This is a genomic window from Altibacter sp. (assembly GCF_019913785.1).
Lineage (GTDB): Bacteria > Bacteroidota > Bacteroidia > Flavobacteriales > Flavobacteriaceae > Altibacter.
The window spans coordinates 102464-119018 of the sequence record NZ_JAIOHK010000035.1; the positions used below are offsets into that span (position 1 = coordinate 102464).

Below are 16555 nucleotides of genomic sequence, written 5' to 3' on the forward strand. Positions count from 1 at the left end.
ATGGAAACTTTTCAAATTGAGGGCGGTCACAAACTAAAAGGTGAAATACGTCCACAGGGTGCAAAAAATGAAGCGCTACAAATTCTTTGTGCCGTTTTGTTAACCCCTGAAGAAGTGATTATTGAGAATATTCCGGATATCAGAGATGTTAACAAACTCATTGAAATCTTAGGGAATTTAGGAGTCAAAACCCAAAAGCTGGCAAAAGGGAAATACGCATTTCGATCGGATGCACTCAACCTAGACTATCTCGAATCTGAGCTGTTCAAGCAGGAGGGAAGTTCGCTTCGCGGGTCTATTATGATTGTTGGACCCTTACTGTCTCGCTTCGGAAAGGGATATATCCCTCGTCCCGGTGGTGATAAAATTGGGAGACGTAGGTTGGATACCCATTTTGAAGGATTTATAAAACTGGGCGCTACCTTCCGATATAATAAAGAAGAGCGATTTTACGGAGTAGAAGCTCCTAATGGACTTACGGGTACCTATATGTTGTTGGACCAAGCTTCAGTAACAGGGACTGCTAATATTGTTATGGCTGCCGTTTTAGCAAAAGGAACGACTACTATCTACAATGCCGCTTGCGAACCCTATTTACAACAGTTGTGCAAAATGCTGAATTCCATGGGTGCTAAAATTAGCGGCGTGGGATCCAATATGTTGATAATTGAAGGGGTGGAGCGATTGGGAGGCTGTACGCATCGCGTCTTGCCCGATATGATCGAGATTGGAAGTTGGATTGGGTTAGCAGCTATGACCCGCAGTGAAATTACCATTAAAGATGTGAGTTGGGAAAATCTAGGACTGATTCCGGATACCTTTCGGAAATTGGGGATCACACTGGAAAAGCGAGGAGACGATATTTATATTCCATCGCAAGAAAGCTATGAGATACAAGGTTATATCGATGGCTCTATTCTTACGGTAGCCGATGCTCCTTGGCCGGGTTTTACACCCGATCTTTTAAGTATAGTACTCGTGGTATGTACTCAGGCCAAAGGCAGTGTTTTGATTCATCAAAAAATGTTTGAAAGCCGACTCTTCTTTGTTGATAAATTAATAGATATGGGCGCCAAGATTATTTTGTGTGACCCTCATAGAGCAACGGTCATTGGGCATAACTTCGAATCCAACCTCAAGGCGACAACTATGGTGTCACCCGATATTAGAGCAGGAATATCCTTGTTGATTGCAGCACTTTCTGCACAAGGAATCAGCACGATTCACAACATTGAACAAATTGATAGAGGGTATGAAAATATAGATGAGCGCCTTCGAGCTATTGGCGCAAAAATCACTCGAATAGAATCTTAATAAAAAAAGCCTCCAACTGGAGGCTTTTTTTATTGTGCTTTTCTATTCTTGTTAATCTCGTCTTGTAGTTTCCTTCCTAATTGTTGAAGTTCCTCCAAACTTTTTTGTCGGTGAATGTCAAAGTCCAACTCTACTTCATCCAGTTTTTTACGAGCTGCCTTGGTTAATGCATTACTACTTTTATATCTATAAACAAAGAACATCATTCCGGCCAGCAAAAAGAGGATGATACCCCACATAATTGCATTGTATGTAGACTTTTTGGTAAACATTCCAAAAAACTCAATTCCGTCTTCTTTCTCCTTGGATAAAAGCAGGCTTTCTTGAGTAGCTTTCAGATCCTGGCTTAATGAGGCGATCTGTTCTTTTTGGCTTTCAATTTCGGTTTGAATGGTTTCAATAGTAGTTTCCAAAGCGGCCACCGAATCTAAAATATTCTTTCGAAGCAGGTGCAATTTTGCCTTTGAAATTACTTTGAATTCCTGATAGCTGTTCGATTTATCAATCACATTGACAAATTGCGATTCCAGGCTATTTGGATTGGATTCTTGAGTTTCTTCTTGAGCCGTCAGGGAAAGTACGATAAAAAGTATGGGGAGTAATGCAGCTAATTTTCTTTTCATGATTCAGAGTTAGGTTTGGTCTCGTTACTTAACACTGCAAGAGTAGAAAAATTGTAGAAAACTACCCAAAAATTGAACTCAATTAGATTTTATTTAACAGAAACCAATTCGTCATTATAACAAAAATTAAGAGCACCTGAGGGACATTTCTTAACCTGCGCAATAATACGTTCGGTTTCAGCACCATCGAGATCAATCCATGGAATTACACTTGTTTTAAAAACTTCAGAGAGGCCTTTGGCACACTTTTCGGCGTGAATGCATCTTTTGGGCTCGAATGTCACGGTAATTTCACCGTTAGTGAATTCATTGTCATAGGTTTCCATAAGCATAAATTTGGGGGTTATGTAACTACCTTATAATCAATTTAGTCGATAAATATATGTAATTTATCTAATAAATTAACAAAATATTTAGAAAATTCCTACAAATTAATTTTGCAAGGCTATTTTATAGGTTGCCAACGCACGGGTTCTGGCCTCCTTGTGATCCACTATTTTTGAAGGATAATCTTCAGTATCAAACTCTTGCACCCACCTTTTGATATACTTATAATTTTTATCAAATTTTTCAAGTTGGGAGCTTGGGTTAAAGATCCTAAAGTAAGGAGCGGCATCTACACCACTTCCGGCAGCCCATTGCCAATTTCCAACATTGCTCGATAGTTCGTAATCCAAGAGCTTCTCCGCGAAATAGGCTTCCCCCCACCGCCAATCGATCAATAGATGTTTACATAAAAAACTGGCAGTTAGCATTCGAACGCGATTGTGCATATAACCTGTTTCCTTCAATTGCCGCATTCCGGCATCTACAAGAGGGAATCCTGTTCTACCTTCTTTCCAGGCGGTAAATTCAGTTTCATTGTTTCTCCAAGAAATTCGATCGTATTTTTTTCTGAAGGCATTTTCTACTGTTTCAGGGAAATGCCATAGGATTTGCATAAAGAATTCCCGCCAGATGAGTTCTTGCCAAAACACTTCATTTTTTTCCGCTATAGCGTATTTCATCGCTTCGCGAACACTGATTGTTCCAAATCGCAAGTGCGGACCCAGACGTGATGTACTTTCCAAGGCAGGGAAGTTTCTGGTTTCCTCATAATTCTGAATACTTGCTGAAGAAAGATCGTAGCTTGGCACTTGAATCTTTGAAAGTTCAAACCCCATATCCTCTATGTGTATATTCGTTGATGGATTTATCGGAAGCAGATTTCCAACCAATGGTTTTGTGTCGTACACCCTGAGATGTGTGTGCTTCGAAAATTTGGCTTTCCATTTTTTCATATAGGGTGTATAGACCACATAGGGAGAAGCATCCGCTTTTGCGATTTCATCCCTTTCGAAAACGACCTGATCCTTGAAACTTAGAAATTCGATTCCTTTTTTAGAGAGTAGCGCTTTCACTTCGGCATCACGTTTTATAGCATATGGTTCATAGTCGTGATTGGTAAAAACACTTTTTATAGTATAGTGCTTCAGTAATTCTTCGAATATCTCGGACGGTGTACCTTGATAAAGGAGCAAATCACTTCCGTGTACTTGCAGGTCTTTCCGTATATTTTGTAGCGTTTTAAAAATAAAACTGACCCGTGCATCATTTTTTGGGAGATCCTCTAAAATTTCGGTATCGAAAATAAATAGAGGCAGGACTGGCAAATGACCTAGCAATGCCCAATACAAACCGGCATTGTCGTCTAAGCGAAGATCCCTTCGGAACCAAAAAATAGATATATCATTCATATCACAAAAATATGATTGTTTAACATATATTATAAAAATATAAACAAGAATTATAATAAACTTAACAACAATATGTCTCCTTTTCCGGCATACAACCAATCAGCAACTGAGATGTCATTTTTGAAAAGGTGCAAGGTGCTACTTCGAACTGCATCGTTAAGACAGGTGATACATTCTAATTTAAGTTTTTGTTAACTTTTAGAAGCAAGGGTTGTTGTAACTTCGTGACACGTTAAAAACTTTAAAAATTTACACCTATGAAAAAACTATTTCTTTTAGTTTGTGTAGCTCTTGTTTCGGTAGGAGGCTATGCTCAAATACAAACACCAGCACCCAGTCCTTTTCAAAAAATTGAACAGAAAGTGGGATTGACCGATGTAACTCTGGAGTATTCCCGACCTGCCATGCGAGGTAGAGTTATTTTTGACGGTCTTGTTCCTTATGGAAAAATTTGGAGAACCGGGGCAAACGCCAATACAAAAATCACCTTTAGTGATGAGGTTACCATTGGTGGAAAAACACTAAAAGCAGGAAGTTATGCGATTTACACAAAACCCAATGCCGAAAACTGGGAAGTGATGTTTTATAGCGATGCGAGCAACTGGGGTACCCCACAAGAGTGGGACGATGCCAAGGTTGCGGCTACCGTTAAGGCACAGGTATATCCAATGCCAATGAACATTGAATCTTTTACCATGTCTTTTGACGATATCACCAACGATTCAGCTGTACTTGGGATCCTTTGGGAAAAAACCTATGTTGGGGTTCCTATGAAGTTCAATACCGATAAAAAAGTGGCAGCAAGTATCGATCAGGTGATGAGCGGTCCCGGCGCGAACGATTATTATGCAGCAGCAGTGTATTATTTAGAATCGGGCAAGGATATTAACAAGGCTAAGACTTGGATCGATAAGGCGGTTGAATTGCGTTCCGATGCCTTTTGGTATTTCAGACAACAATCCCTTATTTATGCAAAATCGGGAGATAAAAAAGGTGCTATAAAAGCAGCTCAGAAATCATTAGAAATGGCGAAAGCTGCGGGTAATGACGATTATGTAGCCTTAAATCAAAAATCTTTAAAGGAGTGGGGAGCGATGTAAAATTGCTTACACCTTAAAAATGTCTACTCAAAGGCCCCGGAATTCCGGGGCTTTTTTTATGGTTTGGAATCAAAGACTATAAATAAGGAAGTTCAATGCACTAATTTTTTAGTTGTCAAACCATTGTTGAAGTAATGGTAAAATAAAGTATCTTAGTTATGCAAAAAATCAGAAATCATTTCTGAAAGCTAACAACCTAAACTATTTTTTGATGATTGTTTTACTTATTTTATTGGGTGTAGTACTTATTATTGGGCTTTTACTAATTAGTGTTTTTAATCGTTTTGCAAAGAACAGGAATTTAGTGAAAGATGCTTGGAGCAATGTTGATGTTGCTTTGAAAAGGCGCTATGACCTTATTCCGAATTTGGTGGAAACGGTCAAAGGGTATGCGGCACATGAAAAATCTACTCTGGAAGATGTAATTAATGCCCGAAATGCAGCGATGCAGGTTCCAAAAGGAGATATCAATTCGCAAATCAAAGCCGAAAACCTACTACAAAGTGCCCTCCGTAGTATTTTCGCATTGAGTGAAGCCTATCCCGACCTAAAAGCAAATGTGAATTATTTGGATTTGCAGGCTAAGTTGAATGAGATAGAAGAAAATCTGGAGCGAAGTCGGCGTTATTACAACGGTTCTGTACGCGAAAATAATACCTATGGAGAAAGCTTCCCCGGAGTATTGTTTATAGGCGTTTTTAACTACCAGCACTTCGACTATTTTGAAACCGATCAGGCAAGCAAGGAGAATGTGAAAGTAGATTTTTCATAAGTTAGGAAAGACCTACATATGTAGTTCAAATTTTTAAGGTATCCCCGTTATTCATTAGGATTTCAATTTTAAACCTATAACGATGATAAGAATTGTATTTGTTCTATTAGCGCTTATTATATTTCCCAAAAGTTTTTCGCAGGATTTTGACGTGGATTATTGTAAGGTGGATATTTATATTCACAAGGATGGTTATTTTGACGTGGTCGAAAACTATGATCTTCGATTTAAAATTCCAAAACATGGAATTTACCGAAACATCCAAACAAATTACAAGCTGCTTACTTCCGAAGGAGAACAGGAAACGAGAAGAATTAAGATAAGCGATATAGAAGTTCCGGGCTACAAATTTGAAGCCCCTTTTTCCTTCGAACAAAAGCTAAGCGACAATCTGCAAATTAAAATAGGTGACGCCAATGTAACCTTGGTAGGTCCTCAGCATTACGAGATTAAGTATCGAGTGACCAATGCGTTTCTACACGAGGACAACCGAATTGTATTTTATTGGAACATAAAACCCGATGGGTGGTGGGCAGTATTTAAAAAGATAGATTTTACCATACACCTCCCCGAAGGAATTTCGTTGGGTAATGAAGATATATTCGTGTATAGTGGAAATACCGGTACCGAGCAGATCAGCACCGAAATTGGCGTTTCCAATGAAAATGGGGTGATCACAGCCAGAAGTTTTCCAAATTTTGTATCCTATGCCGGCCAAAGCGTGACGGTATTGGTCAACCTGCCACCCAATTCGGTGAAAGAGATCAAACCCCTCTGGCCGTTTTGGACGCAACACGGGTGGTTGTTAGTTATTGGCGCATTGCTAACCGGTTTTTATCTGGTTTGGAGAAGATTTGGAAAGGATGACCGGGTAATCGCAGCTTCCAGTTATTATCCACCGCAGCAAATGGATCCGGCCATGGCCGGCTATTTAATAAATGATCGCGAAGATACTTCCGACCTAATTTCGCTAATTCCGTATTGGGGATCGAAAGGCATTATTACCATGCAAGAAATACCTAAAAAGAATTGGTTTTCGAAGAGCGATACCAAATTGACACGAATCAATGCCTTACCCGAAAATGCCCCGCTATACGAGCAAAAAATATTCAAAGGTCTGTTTGGGAGTACGAACTCCGCGAGTAAAAAAGAAGTACTTGTGAGCAGTCTTAAGGACTCCTTCTATACCACCATGACCAGTGCTAAGACTATCTTAAAGAAAGAGGCGCAGCAGTACTATGAGCCTAAATCAGAAAAGGTTAAAAAAATTAGCTTAGCAGCGCTTATTCTATGGCCTATTTTGTTGGTGCCGCCTGTTTTGTTTATGTGGGGTGTATTTGCTGCCGTTATGGTAGTGGTCACTTGTGTCTTTCTTTTGTTTATGAACAACTTTATGGCCAAGAAGAATGCCAAGGGAAATAAAGTCTTGTCCGAATTAAAAGGGTTTAAACGTTTTATCAAAGTGTCTGAACAAGGTAAGTTGAAAATGCTGTTACAAGACGATCCTGCGTATTTTGAAACTACCATGGGCTATGCATTGGCATTTAATATGTTCGATAAATGGGCTGCTAAATTTGACGCCCTCAATGTACAACCTCCCGAATGGTATAGTTCGACATCCTATAGTTCGATGAATATGAACAATTTTTCACAATCCTTTTCCAGTTCCATGTCATCGGCAAGGTCTACCATGGTAAGTTCGCCATCTAGTAGTTCATCTGGCGGGGGTGGCTCCTCAGGCGGTGGCTTTGGTGGCGGCGGTGGCGGCAGTTGGTAATTTTGCTAGTGCATCGTTCCTAGCACCTAAAGCAGGTAGTTTCAGCCTAAATTTCAAGAGAGGCAGAACAATTAAAACTATCTTTTTCCTATTTTTTTAATTGCTTTCCGGATCATTTTTTTTAGATCCCTGTCTTCAGTATAAAGGACAATCCCTGAACGTTTTAGTGCAGCAGGGGAGTAGATGTCTTTTTCCTGATACTCGTTAAGATCCATATGGCTAATGTTCTCGGCATTAAATTCTAACACCAACGCTTCCAGTTCGGGGTTCTTTTTAAGATCCAAGACCAGTCCTTTCTTTTTGTCGTATATCAATCCGAAACGGATCATGCACTTTGGACTGCAGGAATTTTTGTCAAAACTCTTAGTCCCATCTATATCGGCCGAATCAGAGCTTTCGATTACTGTATAACCATCCAAAATAATTTTATCGATCACCAATTGGACTTTATCTTCCTTTGTTTCGGTGTTTTTATACTTCAGAATCCATGCCTTGTTATCGGGCTGAAAAGCACATTCTCCTTTACCGGTATGTTGGGCAAGGCCTATTCCGAAGCAAAGCAAGCACAGTATAAAAGTAATTTGTTTCATTGCCAATGGGTATTATATCCCAAAAGCATAAGGGTAGAATAAAAGTACAAAAGTGTAGATAGGGCTAAAGCGAAGATACTTAAAAAAATTGTAGGAATTTAAAAGTGATTTAAAAAAATGTAGGAATTATTTGATAGTCAAATCTTTCTAAACTTTGGCACTCACTTTTTTGGCGATTAGAACCGTATGTTTTTCTGAAGTGTTTTCACTTCGCTTATAATCGAATTCCATTCGGTGTAGGATATCGAAATGATGTTTTCTCAATGCATCGACTAGAAAGGAAGTCGTATAGTAATAGAAATATACCTTGTCTCCTGTGCTCCCTGTTTTATAACCCGATTTAGCGTAATCATCATCTAAAAAACTAAGGTAAAGAATGCCGTTATTTTGTAAAAGATGAAAACTATCTGAAAGTAATTTTGAAACCTCCTTTTTCGACAAATAAGGTATACAGAAGCCACACATCATACCATGGAAGCCTGGAGGAAGCGATATTATACGCTTTGCATCCATCACTTGAAAGGCAGCAGTAGGACTGTGTTTTTTGGCAAGTCTGATCATGTTAGGCGCATTGTCTATCCCCAGCATATTGAAATCAGGTCGCTTCTTCAATAGGTATTTTGTAATGTTTCCGGGGCCGCAACCAATATCTAGGATGTTGGGATGTGCTTCCGAGATCAGTTCGCAAAACAGATCGTACGAATCGTTATACAGCTCGAGGTCCATAAATTTCTCGGCGTACAAATCGGCGATCTTGTTCCAGGTGTTGGTAGTTTCTTTACTGCGATCCATTAGCTGATTCGGATAGATAAGTTATTCGTTAAAAATAATGCGAAGCAACACAATTATAACCCCTATCACAAAGAGCGTGGTAAACAGTAACTTATTGTATTTTGCCAACCAATTCGGCAGAAAAATATCAAAATTTGCCTTGTCAGAATTGGAATACTTTCTCGCCAACAACGTAAGTGGACAGAACATCTTAAATAGTAGTAAAACAAGTCCTTCGCCAAGCACTAGTCCTATGGCAATCCAAGTGTAAATGGTAACCTGATTTCGAATGCCACTATAGAGTACATAAAATATGGCTATTACAAAAAACAACCAGATTAGCGTATGTACTAGCTTTATAGTTAAGAGTTTGCTGGATGGATTCATTTTTCTACTATTTTACGCAAAAAAATTATAACAGCGACTATTCGTTGGACCTACTTTTCAGCTGTGCCGTTTTTCATAACGGTCGCCTGTAATAAAAATGCCATGGCCATTACCGTAACACATCCCACAAAGTTAAGCCATAAATAGGGAAGGTTGATGATTTCAAATTCATCCATTAAGTACAGACCAATCACCAAGGCTTGATTAATTAGAGCCGCTATAAAAACAGCATTGCCTTTGATATACTTAAAGAAAAAGGCCAGAAGGAAGACCCCTAATATATTTCCGTAGAAAATCGAGCCGATTATATTCACCAATTGGATAAGGTTGTCAAACAAATTGGCGAAGCAGGCTACTAAAATCGCCATGACACCCCACAAAAGTGTAAACCACTTGGAGGCACGCACATAGTGCTTATCATTTCGTATGCCTACATTCCGGGCATAGAGATCCATAGTAGTTGTGGAGCCCAAGGCATTCAATTCGGATGCTGTGGACGACATGGCTGCACTTAGTATTACCGCCAATAGGAGTCCGATAAGCCCCCTGGGTAGGTTTTCTAATATGAAATGCACAAAGACGTAGTCCTTATCGTTGGTTTCGGCGTCGGGATTGGCCTTTTTGATCACAGCCTTGGACTGCACTCGCAATTCGTCCTCCGTTATATTTATGATCTGTATCTCTTCTTTCAGTAATTCTTTTTCGGAAGCATCCTCAGTTCGCGAAAATTCCAACTGTTTGGTGATGAGTTGTTCGTCCAGAGCCATTTTTTCGGAAACCAAATCCTGATACTCCTGTGCATAGGGCGAAGCCATCACATCTTTTACCGCCGCCGGATTAAAATGCAGCGGTGAACTGTTGAATTGATAGAACACAAAGACCATGATCCCTACTAAGAGGATAAAGAACTGCATAGGTACCTTCATAATGCCGTTGAAGATAAGCCCCATCTGACTCTGTTTTACAGATTTCCCCGAGAGGTAGCGCTGCACCTGACTTTGATCGGTTCCAAAGTAGGAGAGGGCTAGGAAGGTACCGCCAATAATACCGCTCCAAAAGGTGTATCGGTTATTAAAGTCGAAGGAAAAATCGAGGATCTCCATTTTTCCGTTCGCCCCGGCTATTTCCAAGGCATTGGAAAGTGAAATATCGAGTGGTAGGTAATTCAGAATTAATAAAAAGGCAATAAACATACCCGCAAAGATCACCGCCATTTGTTGTTTTTGAGTAACGCTAACGGCCTTGGTGCCACCGCTCACCGTATAGATAATCACTAAAATTCCAATGATGATATTGAGGTAGATCAAATTCCATCCCAGCACCGCAGATAGAATAATCGATGGCGCAAAAATGGTAATTCCTGCAGCCAAGCCACGTTGTATTAAAAAGAGGATGGCCGTTAGGGTTCGCGTTTTTAGATCGAATCGCGTCTCCAGATATTCGTAGGCCGTAAATACTTTTAATTTATGATAAATAGGAATGAACACCAGACAGATCACCACCATTGCAATAGGCAGTCCAAAATAGAATTGCACAAAGCCCATCCCGTCGTGAAAGGCCTGTCCCGGAGTAGAAAGGAAGGTTATGGCACTCGCCTGAGTTGCCATAACACTCAGTCCTATGGTCCACCATTTGGCCTCATTGCCACCCTTGAGGTAGTCGGTTACATTTTTACTGCCACGGCTTTTATAGGTGCCGTACAGCACAATAAACAGGAGGGTACTCCCAAGTACAATCCAATCGATTTGTTGCATATCAGGCGTAGTGTTGCATTAAAAAATAAAAAAGCACAATGTACAGGGCATTAAATAGCAACACCAGCGTGTACTTCCATTTCCAGACGAATTTTTGTTTTTCTTCGGTCATATTAGTTTCCCAAGGACAATAGATTAGCAAACAGGCGATAGGCACCCGGAACCCCGGCAGGGAGCTCTCTAAAGAAGCTCAGTCCTGTGTAAATATAATGTCCTTTTCCGTATTTGGCCACCAATAGCGAACCTTTTGTTTGGGGATAGCCTTTGTCGTGCATTCCCAAAATAGGGGTAAAGGCAGGATCCCACTCACCCGGGAAATAAAGTCCGCGCTCCTGCACCCAGTTCTTAAAATCGTTTTGAGTGATCTTGTTGGGCGAATTGAGTACGGTGTGATTTGGGGCTAAGATTTCTACTTCTGAATTTTCATCGGTAACGCGATCGCGTGAAAGTTTAAGAGGTAAAGGACCTAATTCGGTATCATTCATGCCGCGACTGGTATTGTACTGAAGCAGTAGTGTCCCGCCATTATTTACATATGTATTGAGTTCGGTTTGTTTGAAATCCAATTCGGGTACCGTGTTGTAGGCGCGTATGCCCACCACGATAGCGTCAAATTGTTTTAAATTTTCTGAAGTTATTTCTGAAGGAAGAATCGTAGTCACCGTATAACCAATTTGCTTCAGACTTTCCGGTATTGCATCCCCGGCACCGTTAATATAGCCAATATGCTGTCCCTTTTTCTGAATATCAATATGTACCACTTTTGCTTCCGAAGGCAATAGCACACTTTGAAACGGAATATGATCATAATCGATGGTCACCAGTTCGGTATCGTAATAGGCATCACCTACTTGTACCAAGGGTTTTATATAGCCATCGTGCTGCTCCTTGGGTGGTTGTACCGTAAAGATGACCGTTTGTTGCTGCCCCTTTTGTGAAATGCTAAAGCTGTGTTGCGCAGGTGTCACCACCCAGCCACTTGGATGTTGCAGTATTACGGTTCCGCTGATATTGTCTCGGCCCGCCCGTACGATTACAGGAATCTCTTTGGCATCGTTGGAGGCAAAAATGAGTACTTTTTCTGAAATAGCTGAAGTCACTTCAGGCAACACTTCGAAAGGGCGATACACTTCACCGGCTACCGGGTCATTGTACTTGTACACGATATTTCTTTCATAACTAATTTGCCTTCCATCAATAGTCATATAAAAGGTTACCGGAAATTGGTTGGTACGCTCAGGCACACCTATAAGACTTTTGTCATCTACCCGATACATCCCTAGTGTTCCCTTTTTACTCAGCCAATACGGAGCACTATATTCGGTTCCTGAAAACGTTTGCTCAACACTTTCAAGCGAATACGACTTATTATACGGCAGGGGAGTAGCCATTAATGAATTTGGAAAGGCGATCACAGTAGAGTTTACCGAATTAAGTGTCATGGAAACTTTCGAACGATTGATTGCTTCAATAGTGACTTTTACTTCTCCTTTGGGCGCAACGGTTTGTTCACTTGCAACGGCTTCTAAATACAAACCTGTACAAGCCGCGATAATGTTCTTAATGGCTTCCAGCTTCACCGTTTTCCAATGTCCTTCGGGAAGTTTACGAATAAGATCAAAGGCTTGTAATAATTTTGGAACACTAGCCGAAGGATTTGTAAAATCGAATTCTTTTTCCACTTCAGCCAAAAGTACTCCAATAGGGGCACCTCCCTCCAAACGCGTCCAAGTGGTGTTAATTCCGTCGAATAAATTCCCTTTTTCGGAAGGAAAATCACCTTTTAAGAATTCCAAGTATTCAGTCTGACGACCACGTGAACCCGTACTTCCGAAGCCTTGCGATTTGTGCATACTCCGACTCAAGGAGGCAATTTCACCATTGGACAAACCAAGGGAAGGGTAGTAGCTCCCGGTTTCAACTTCCACGAGATTGGTCTTGTCGGCTTTGTCAAAATTCTCCTGACTTCCATAGAACCACCATGAGGTGTTGAAGAAGAGTCGTTTCGGTTGCCAAATACCAAATTCTTTAGCGGTTTCGGGATATTTTGTGGCATCACCCACCAGGTCAAAGGCATCAAAGCTCAACATGGCCGAAGAAGTGTGGTGTCCATGAGTACTGCCCGGACTGCGATGATCAAATCTGTTTACAATAATATCTGGTTTAAATTTTCGGATGGCACGAACAACATCGCTCAGAACTTCATTTTTGTTCCAAATATCTAGTGTTTCATCAGGGTGTTTGGAGTACCCGAAGTCGTTGGCACGGGTAAACAATTGTTGCCCGCCATCGGTACGACGTGCCGCCAGAAGCTCTTGCGTCCGGATCACGCCAAGTAATTCTCTAATCTCGGGACCTACCAAATTTTGTCCTCCATCACCACGGGTCAACGACAGATAGGCGGTACGCGCTTTTACGTCGTTGGAGAGGTAGGAGATAAGCCTCGTATTTTCGTCATCCGGGTGTGCTGCAATGTACAAGGCCGAACCGAGGAAGTTTAACTTTTGCAGTTCGTGGTATATTTCGGAAGCGGTTGGTTTTGAAGGCTGTTGGGCAAATAGGGAGGTAATACAAAGCAATAAAAAGAATAGAGGTGCCGTACGTATGCGCATAATTACTTCTTTGAATTTTATGGTACTTCCAAAGATACCCAAAATCAAAAAGTAGTTTAATCTATTGGCTGTTCTTTAACATTTTTATCGTCGTCCAATAAAAACTCATTAATTTCATCGGGCTTTATCACGCTTACTCCTTTTTGAAGCATAAGACTATTCGGGTAGGTGATTAGCTCACCTTCTGTAGTTTTTACAATTAGGTGAAAGGTTTTAATATCTTCAATGATGCCTTCATAGGGAAATTCCTTGTCGTGTACCTTTATATAATCACCAATTTTATAAGGAAAGGTAAAAAACATAATCACACCGCTGGTAATATTACTTAGGATGGACCATTGTGCAAATAAGGCTACACCAATTACGGCGAAAACCGAAGACATAACAAAACCCAAGTCGGCAAACTCAACTCCCCATATAAGGAAGAGTCCAAGAACCAATAAGAAAATGGTAAGAAAGTCTATATATTTTAGTATGAGTCCGGTACGGTGCTCTACCTTTTCAGACTTCTTCGCAAAGCGTTTTACCAATCTAATTAAGATCCATCGCAGGATAACAAAGAAGAGTACGTGTGCTCCTGTTTGTACCATTTGAAGTAGGTGATTATCGAAAAATTCTTCCATTTAGTTTAGCCCTAATGAGTCGCGTAAAGCTACATATTTATTACTATTCTTTGTCCAGTATGCAGATCGAATCGATTTAATTTTCGTTGCCGTAGTCTTTAAACGAAGCGTGTCTTTTGGGTCGGTGGCATTGGTTTCTTCCCACTTTTCGATCTCGTACGGGAAAACACTTTTAAAATAGATTGTTAACTGTCGTTGCAACTCGGGATAATTGATGGCATACACAGTCAACGAATCTCCTTGTTTCAACGAGGCATAGGCCGGATAGGCCATAGGGGTTTTGTGTAGCAACCGTATGTATTCAAGAGAAGGGATCACAGAGATATCTCCCGTTGGTAACTCTTCCGGATTCAGTCGAATGAGATTCCACAACTCATTTTCTAACCAAGTTTTCGGTAAGCTGAATGTCTGATCTGCCTCTCCTTCAAAATACGAATGCGACAGCACCTCAAAAGCGGCTTTATTGTTAAGCTGAATATATGCCTGACCACACCATTCTTGTACCGAGTTACTAACTTTTAATGCGTGTTGCTGCGTATTCACCGGGTTAAACGTACTGGTCATAATAGAATAGGGATAAATTCCGGTCAAGAAGTTTTTTGTGCTGTTGAGTTTGAGTACAGGAATGTTTGATTCGGACGCATTGTTGGCCTTTACCTGGGCTTCGGCTAAAAAATCTTCGGTTACAAATATGTTCACTGCCGTCCCTGCTCGTAATTCTCCATATCGTTCTTGCACAAGCTCATAGGAAGTGATTTCTGCCGTACCGTCAAACCAATACGCCTTAAATTGCTCACTCACATTTCGCATCTTGGTTTCTTTGATGACTGCTTTTTTTTCTGAAATGCCTTTGTCCAATGCACTCTTTTCGGAGGAATCGCAGGAAAATAGCAATAGCGGAAGCAGCAGTAGCATTCCAATAGAATTGTGAAATTTCATATTCAATTTATTTTGGAGCAAAAATACTACAAAATTAACGCTTTGCCAGAGCCATTAACGTTTTGTAAACAAGATGTGTTGGCAGGCCCATTACATTAAAATAAGAGCCTTCCAAACGTTCCATGGCAATATAACCAATCCATTCCTGTACCCCATAACTCCCTGCCTTGTCGTAGGGTTGATAAGTGTTGAGGTAATAGTCAATCTCGGCCTCCGAAAGCGGTTTAAACCATACTTTGGTCGTGTCGTGAATGGTTTCCTGAAATTCTTTTCCGGTGAAACACACCGAAGTAATTACTTCGTGCATCTCGTTACTCAAATTTTGAAGCATTTGTTTGGCTTCTTCGTAATTTTTTGGTTTTCCTATCGCTTTTCCATCCTTCCAAACAATGGTGTCGCTGGTAATCACCATATCCCTTTCAGAAAGATCGGTAAAGGCGGAAGCTTTTAGTTGAGAAAGATAGTCGGTAATTTCCGAAGCTTTTAACGATTCGGGATAGGTTTCTTCTATCTCCCTTACCTCAATGGTAAAGTCTAAATCCAATTCTTTAAAAAAGGCCTGCCTTCTGGGTGAGCCCGAAGCGAGTATGATATTGTATTTTTTTAATGCTTCTCGTAACATGGATAGTGTTTAGTGTTCAATATTTATTAAAGGGTACAACCACATCGAGCTAATTCCTAAAAACATGATCACTTTCAGCAAGTTTGAGAGTAACACAAAATCCTTAGGATTTATCGCGCTCCATGCTCTTGTAACAAAGTAGAGCAACGGTCCCACAATCAGCACTAAAAAGTAGATCACCATTAATTGTGAATCATATAAATGGAGGTACATATAATAAACTACACAGCAGATAGTGAAAACACCTAAAATAAAAACCAATGTAGTGGTTCGTTTTCTTCCAATGGCAATAGGAAGGGTATTCAAGCCACCGTTCTTATCTCCGTTGATATCCTGTATATCCTTTACGATCTCTCGAATAAGGTTGAGGAGAAAGGCAAAAAGAGCATAGGCCAGAACTATCTTAAAAATTGCTAATTGTGACGACTGATTTTCGGCCGTGATGGCAGGAAGCAAGTCGAATAAGCCCACAATAAGCAAACTCATGGCAACTAGGCCTGAAACTAGCAAATTTCCTACAATCAGTATTCCTTTTAAGTAGGAAGCATATACATATAATAAGGCTGAAATTACTATGAATAAGGCTGCAAATCCGGGTCTTCCAATGGCATTCGACAAATAAAATCCAATCCCAACACCAAGCACCGTTAGTGCGATATACCATCGATTGGCAATTTTCTCACCCACCATTTTACCTATTAACACCTTGTCCGGCTTGTTAATGCGATCAATATCTACATCGTAAATGTCATTAATGATATTTCCACCCGCGGCTATACACAGTGTAGCGATGACCAAAAGGACAAATCCTAAGGTGCTTAAACTGCTAGCTGAAATACTCGGTTGAAAAAGTGCAAATTTTACAAAAATCTGAGAAAGTGCGATGAGTAGTAAGTTTACCGGACGGACAAGTTTTAAAATACTCATACCAAATA

At 40.4% G+C, this 16555-nt stretch carries 16 protein-coding genes; 4 read left to right on the forward strand and 12 right to left on the reverse strand.

The genetic code is table 11. From position 1 onward, the window contains the following. Positions 1-1314, forward strand: coding sequence for a UDP-N-acetylglucosamine 1-carboxyvinyltransferase (gene murA / locus K8F54_RS06090; RefSeq protein WP_290788484.1), 1314 nt, complete (start codon positions 1-3; stop codon positions 1312-1314). A gap of 29 nt (positions 1315-1343) precedes the next feature. Here murA and K8F54_RS06095 read toward each other — a convergent pair whose 3' ends face one another. From K8F54_RS06095 to K8F54_RS06105, 3 genes are all read right to left on the reverse strand, one after another. After that, positions 1344-1937: a hypothetical protein gene (locus K8F54_RS06095; protein ID WP_290788487.1), complete on the reverse strand. Its 594-nt coding sequence runs from the start codon at positions 1935-1937 to the stop codon at positions 1344-1346. Between the two features lie 89 nt (positions 1938-2026). After that, entirely contained in the window at positions 2027-2263 is a 237-nt protein-coding gene (locus tag K8F54_RS06100; RefSeq protein WP_290788489.1) for a (4Fe-4S)-binding protein, read from the reverse strand. Positions 2264-2368: 105 nt separating this feature from the next. Further along, the gene (locus K8F54_RS06105) at positions 2369-3673 is read right to left on the reverse strand and encodes a deoxyribodipyrimidine photo-lyase (protein WP_290788492.1); all 1305 of its coding nucleotides are present in this window, start codon (positions 3671-3673) and stop codon (positions 2369-2371) included. Between the two features lie 257 nt (positions 3674-3930). On the opposite strand from K8F54_RS06105, the gene K8F54_RS06110 reads away from it, so the two are divergent. The 3 genes from K8F54_RS06110 (at position 3931) to K8F54_RS06120 (ending at position 7322) form a co-directional block, all read left to right on the forward strand. Next, positions 3931-4773: a DUF2911 domain-containing protein gene (locus K8F54_RS06110; protein WP_290788495.1), complete on the forward strand. Its 843-nt coding sequence runs from the start codon at positions 3931-3933 to the stop codon at positions 4771-4773. A 211-nt stretch (positions 4774-4984) separates the two neighbouring features. Then, a complete protein-coding gene (locus K8F54_RS06115; RefSeq protein ID WP_290788497.1) occupies positions 4985-5545 on the forward strand; it encodes a LemA family protein in 561 nt (186 codons plus the stop codon). A gap of 82 nt (positions 5546-5627) precedes the next feature. Beyond that, positions 5628-7322 (forward strand): DUF2207 domain-containing protein, encoded by a 1695-nt coding sequence (locus tag K8F54_RS06120; protein WP_290788500.1) that lies wholly within the window; start codon positions 5628-5630, stop codon positions 7320-7322. 77 nt (positions 7323-7399) lie between these two features. On the opposite strand, the gene K8F54_RS06125 is transcribed toward K8F54_RS06120, so the two are convergent. From K8F54_RS06125 to K8F54_RS06165, 9 genes are all read right to left on the reverse strand, one after another. Continuing rightward, positions 7400-7912: a hypothetical protein gene (locus tag K8F54_RS06125; protein ID WP_290788503.1), complete on the reverse strand. Its 513-nt coding sequence runs from the start codon at positions 7910-7912 to the stop codon at positions 7400-7402. Between the two features lie 147 nt (positions 7913-8059). Continuing rightward, the gene (locus tag K8F54_RS06130; RefSeq protein WP_290788506.1) at positions 8060-8704 is read right to left on the reverse strand and encodes a class I SAM-dependent methyltransferase; all 645 of its coding nucleotides are present in this window, start codon (positions 8702-8704) and stop codon (positions 8060-8062) included. 21 nt (positions 8705-8725) lie between these two features. Further along, the gene (locus K8F54_RS06135) at positions 8726-9070 is read right to left on the reverse strand and encodes a hypothetical protein (protein ID WP_290788509.1); all 345 of its coding nucleotides are present in this window, start codon (positions 9068-9070) and stop codon (positions 8726-8728) included. A gap of 50 nt (positions 9071-9120) precedes the next feature. Then, complete coding sequence (locus K8F54_RS06140; protein WP_290788512.1) at positions 9121-10824, reverse strand: sodium:solute symporter; 1704 nt, start codon at positions 10822-10824, stop codon at positions 9121-9123. 113 nt (positions 10825-10937) lie between these two features. Beyond that, positions 10938-13436, reverse strand: coding sequence for a PIG-L family deacetylase (locus K8F54_RS06145; protein ID WP_290788515.1), 2499 nt, complete (start codon positions 13434-13436; stop codon positions 10938-10940). Positions 13437-13492: 56 nt separating this feature from the next. Continuing rightward, positions 13493-14059, reverse strand: coding sequence for a mechanosensitive ion channel domain-containing protein (locus K8F54_RS06150; protein ID WP_290788518.1), 567 nt, complete (start codon positions 14057-14059; stop codon positions 13493-13495). Next, the gene (locus tag K8F54_RS06155; RefSeq protein WP_290788521.1) at positions 14060-14998 is read right to left on the reverse strand and encodes a septum formation inhibitor Maf; all 939 of its coding nucleotides are present in this window, start codon (positions 14996-14998) and stop codon (positions 14060-14062) included. A gap of 34 nt (positions 14999-15032) precedes the next feature. Further along, the gene (locus K8F54_RS06160; protein ID WP_290788524.1) at positions 15033-15620 is read right to left on the reverse strand and encodes a Maf-like protein; all 588 of its coding nucleotides are present in this window, start codon (positions 15618-15620) and stop codon (positions 15033-15035) included. 9 nt (positions 15621-15629) lie between these two features. Continuing rightward, positions 15630-16547, reverse strand: coding sequence for a geranylgeranylglycerol-phosphate geranylgeranyltransferase (locus tag K8F54_RS06165; RefSeq protein WP_290788526.1), 918 nt, complete (start codon positions 16545-16547; stop codon positions 15630-15632). Positions 16548-16555: the final 8 nt, after the last annotated feature.

Coding starts and splice junctions, on each gene's coding strand:
- murA (WP_290788484.1), top strand. CDS start 1: ATGGAAACTTTTCAAATTGAGGGCGGTCACAAACTAAAAGGTGAAATA.
- K8F54_RS06095 (WP_290788487.1), bottom strand. CDS start 1,937: ATGAAAAGAAAATTAGCTGCATTACTCCCCATACTTTTTATCGTACTT.
- K8F54_RS06100 (WP_290788489.1), bottom strand. CDS start 2,263: ATGGAAACCTATGACAATGAATTCACTAACGGTGAAATTACCGTGACA.
- K8F54_RS06105 (WP_290788492.1), bottom strand. CDS start 3,673: ATGAATGATATATCTATTTTTTGGTTCCGAAGGGATCTTCGCTTAGAC.
- K8F54_RS06110 (WP_290788495.1), top strand. CDS start 3,931: ATGAAAAAACTATTTCTTTTAGTTTGTGTAGCTCTTGTTTCGGTAGGA.
- K8F54_RS06115 (WP_290788497.1), top strand. CDS start 4,985: ATGATTGTTTTACTTATTTTATTGGGTGTAGTACTTATTATTGGGCTT.
- K8F54_RS06120 (WP_290788500.1), top strand. CDS start 5,628: ATGATAAGAATTGTATTTGTTCTATTAGCGCTTATTATATTTCCCAAA.
- K8F54_RS06125 (WP_290788503.1), bottom strand. CDS start 7,912: ATGAAACAAATTACTTTTATACTGTGCTTGCTTTGCTTCGGAATAGGC.
- K8F54_RS06130 (WP_290788506.1), bottom strand. CDS start 8,704: ATGGATCGCAGTAAAGAAACTACCAACACCTGGAACAAGATCGCCGAT.
- K8F54_RS06135 (WP_290788509.1), bottom strand. CDS start 9,070: ATGAATCCATCCAGCAAACTCTTAACTATAAAGCTAGTACATACGCTA.
- K8F54_RS06140 (WP_290788512.1), bottom strand. CDS start 10,824: ATGCAACAAATCGATTGGATTGTACTTGGGAGTACCCTCCTGTTTATT.
- K8F54_RS06145 (WP_290788515.1), bottom strand. CDS start 13,436: ATGCGCATACGTACGGCACCTCTATTCTTTTTATTGCTTTGTATTACC.
- K8F54_RS06150 (WP_290788518.1), bottom strand. CDS start 14,059: ATGGAAGAATTTTTCGATAATCACCTACTTCAAATGGTACAAACAGGA.
- K8F54_RS06155 (WP_290788521.1), bottom strand. CDS start 14,998: ATGAAATTTCACAATTCTATTGGAATGCTACTGCTGCTTCCGCTATTG.
- K8F54_RS06160 (WP_290788524.1), bottom strand. CDS start 15,620: ATGTTACGAGAAGCATTAAAAAAATACAATATCATACTCGCTTCGGGC.
- K8F54_RS06165 (WP_290788526.1), bottom strand. CDS start 16,547: ATGAGTATTTTAAAACTTGTCCGTCCGGTAAACTTACTACTCATCGCA.